Annotated in this window: 4 protein-coding genes; all 4 read left to right on the plus strand. The window is 66.3% G+C overall.

Annotated elements, in window-relative coordinates:
• The coding region (locus tag EOA60_RS27780) for an aspartate carbamoyltransferase catalytic subunit (RefSeq protein WP_128312231.1) at positions 1-658 on the plus strand (658 nt) is incomplete at its 5' end.
• Positions 655-1,941, plus strand: coding sequence for a dihydroorotase (locus EOA60_RS27785; protein ID WP_095825356.1), 1,287 nt, complete (start codon positions 655-657; stop codon positions 1,939-1,941). The genes EOA60_RS27780 and EOA60_RS27785, both read left to right, overlap by 4 nt.
• Before the next feature lie 55 nt (positions 1,942-1,996).
• Positions 1,997-2,578 (plus strand): glycerol-3-phosphate 1-O-acyltransferase PlsY, encoded by a 582-nt coding sequence (gene plsY / locus EOA60_RS27790; protein WP_067319814.1) that lies wholly within the window; start codon positions 1,997-1,999, stop codon positions 2,576-2,578.
• On the plus strand, positions 2,575-2,674 hold a 100-nt coding region (locus EOA60_RS39935), incomplete at its 3' end, for a hypothetical protein (RefSeq protein ID WP_348632722.1). The genes plsY and EOA60_RS39935, both read left to right, overlap by 4 nt.

A 2,674-nucleotide genomic window follows, 5' to 3' on the forward strand; every position in this document is an offset into this window, starting at 1 on the left:
GCTCAACGCCATGCGTCCGGATATCCTGATCATCCGCCATCAGTCGGCGGGCGCGGCAGCGCTTCTGGCGCAAAAGGTCGGCTGCTCGGTGGTCAACGCCGGCGACGGCGCGCATGAGCACCCGACGCAGGCGCTGCTCGACGCGCTGACCATACGCCGCGCCAAGGGACCGCTGTCGAAGCTGATCGTGGCGATCTGCGGCGACATTCTGCATTCGCGCGTCGCCCGCTCCAACATCATGCTCTTGAACGCGCTCGGCGCGCAGGTGCGGGTGGTCGCACCCTCGACGCTGCTGCCCGCGGGCATCGACAGGATGGGCGTGATTGTGTCGCGCTCGATGGCGGAAGGACTGAAGGACGCCGACGTCGTGATGATGCTGCGCCTGCAGCGCGAGCGCATGGAAGGCGCCTTCGTGCCGTCGATCCGCGAATATTTCCGCTATTTCGGCCTCGACGCCGAGAAGCTGAAAGCGGCCAAGGAGGATGCGCTGGTCATGCATCCCGGGCCGATGAACCGCGGCGTCGAGATCGCCTCGGAGATCGCCGACGGGCCGCAGAGCGTCATCCAGGAACAGGTCGAGATGGGCGTAGCCGTGCGCATGGCGGTTATGCAAGCGCTGTTAGACCCGCGTCGCAACCAGGAGGGACGCGGCGCATGAGCGTGACGGTCTTCAACAAGGCCCGCATCGTCGACCCCTCGCGCGGTGTCGACGAGATCGGTGCGGTAATCGTCGACGGCCGCCGGATCGCCGCCGCCGGCAAGGCGGCGCTGAACCAGGGCGCGCCCGAAGGCGCTGTCGTCATCGACTGCGCCGGCAAGACGATCATTCCGGGTCTCATCGATGCCCGCGTCTTCATCGGCGAACCCGGCGGTGAGCACCGCGAGACCATCGCCTCGGCAAGCGTCGCTGCGGCAGGCGGCGGCGTCACCTCCATCGTCATGATGCCTGACACCAATCCGGTGATCGACAATGTGGCGCTGGTCGAATTCGTGCTGCGCACGGCAAGGGACACCGCAAGCGTCAACATCTTCCCAGCGGCGGCAATCACAAAGGGTCTCGACGGCCGCGAGATGACCGAGTTCGGCCTGCTGCGCGAAGCCGGCGCCGTGGCCTTCACCGATGGTCGACACACGATCGCCAACGCCTTGGTCATGCGCCGCGCGCTGACTTATGCCCGCGATTTCGGTAGCGTGATCGCGCATGAAACCCAGGATGCCGACCTTGCCTCGGCCGGCGTGATGAACGAGGGCCTTTATGCGAGCTGGCTCGGCCTTTCCGGCATCCCGCGCGAGGCCGAGCTCATCCCGCTGGAGCGGGACCTGGCGCTGGCGCGGCTGACCGGCGGCGCCTATCACGCCGCCAAGATCTCGACTGCGATGGCGGTTGGCGCGGTGAGCCGGGCAAAGGCCGACGGCGCCAATGTCACGGCGGGCGTCGCCATCCACAATCTGTCGCTCAATGAGAACGATGTCGGCGAATACCGCACCTTCTTCCGGCTCACCCCGCCCTTGCGCGCCGAGGACGACCGGATGGCGATGGTCGAGGCGATCAAGGACGGCACGATCGATCTCATCGTCTCCTCGCACGACCCGCAGGATGTCGATACCAAGCGACTGCCTTTCGCGGATGCCGCCGCCGGGGCGATCGGGCTGGAGACGCTGCTTGGCGCAGCACTTCGGCTCTACCACAATGGCGATGTGCCGCTGCTCAGGCTGGTTGAGACCCTGTCCACCGCGCCGGCAAGACTGTTCGGCCTGCCCGGCGGCACGCTGAAGCCGGGTGCCGCGGCCGATCTTGCGCTGGTCGATCTTGACGAGCCCTGGATCGTCAGCGAGAGCGGCCTGCACTCGCGGTCGAAGAACACCTGTTTCGAAGGCGCGCGCCTTCAGGGCAAAGTCTTGCAAACCATGGTAGCGGGCCGCACAGTGTTTTCGGCCTGAACATCAATCGACCAAAGCCGGAAGCAGCTGGATCGGCTGAAATAGGTGGGGGACAATGGGTTACGGGCTCGCACTGATCTTCGGATACCTGCTCGGCTCGATCCCGTTCGGGCTTTTGATTACCCGCGCGGCCGGTCTCGGCGATGTCCGCCAGATCGGTTCAGGCAACATCGGCGCGACCAATGTGCTGCGCACCGGCAACAAGGGGCTCGCCGCTGCGACGCTGCTGCTCGATGCGCTGAAGGGCACCGCGGCAGTGCTGATCGCCGGACATTTCTCGCCGGACTTCGGACTGCTCGCCGGCTTCGGCGCTTTCCTCGGCCATCTCTTTCCGGTCTGGCTAGGATTCAAGGGCGGCAAGGGCGTCGCCACCTACCTCGGCGTGCTGCTCGGGCTTGCCTGGCAGGGCATGGTTGTCTTCGCCGTTGTCTGGCTCGCCATGGCCTTCCTGTTCCGCTACTCCTCGCTCGCGGCGCTCGCGGCGACGGTGGTCGTGCCGATCGCGCTTTACTTCATCAGCACGCCTCAGATCGCCGGCCTGTTCGCGCTGATGAGCCTGATCGTCTTCGTCAAGCACCGCGCCAACATCTCGCGGCTGCTCGCCGGCACCGAGGGCAAGATCGGGGCGAAGGGGTGAGTGCTCCGGTCACCGGCCCGCGCCTTAGCGAGCGGCAACGGCTTGCCTGGCTTCGCCTGATCCGCACGCCGAACGTCGGCCCTGCCTCTTTTCGCG

This window comes from Mesorhizobium sp. M1A.F.Ca.IN.020.06.1.1 (assembly GCF_004023265.1).
Classification (GTDB): domain Bacteria; phylum Pseudomonadota; class Alphaproteobacteria; order Rhizobiales; family Rhizobiaceae; genus Mesorhizobium.

What these genes read in the sequence shown, in the direction of transcription:
- EOA60_RS27785 (WP_095825356.1), top strand. Translation starts at nt 655, where the DNA reads ATGAGCGTGACGGTCTTCAACAAGGCCCGCATCGTCGACCCCTCGCGC.
- plsY (WP_067319814.1), top strand. Translation starts at nt 1,997, where the DNA reads ATGGGTTACGGGCTCGCACTGATCTTCGGATACCTGCTCGGCTCGATC.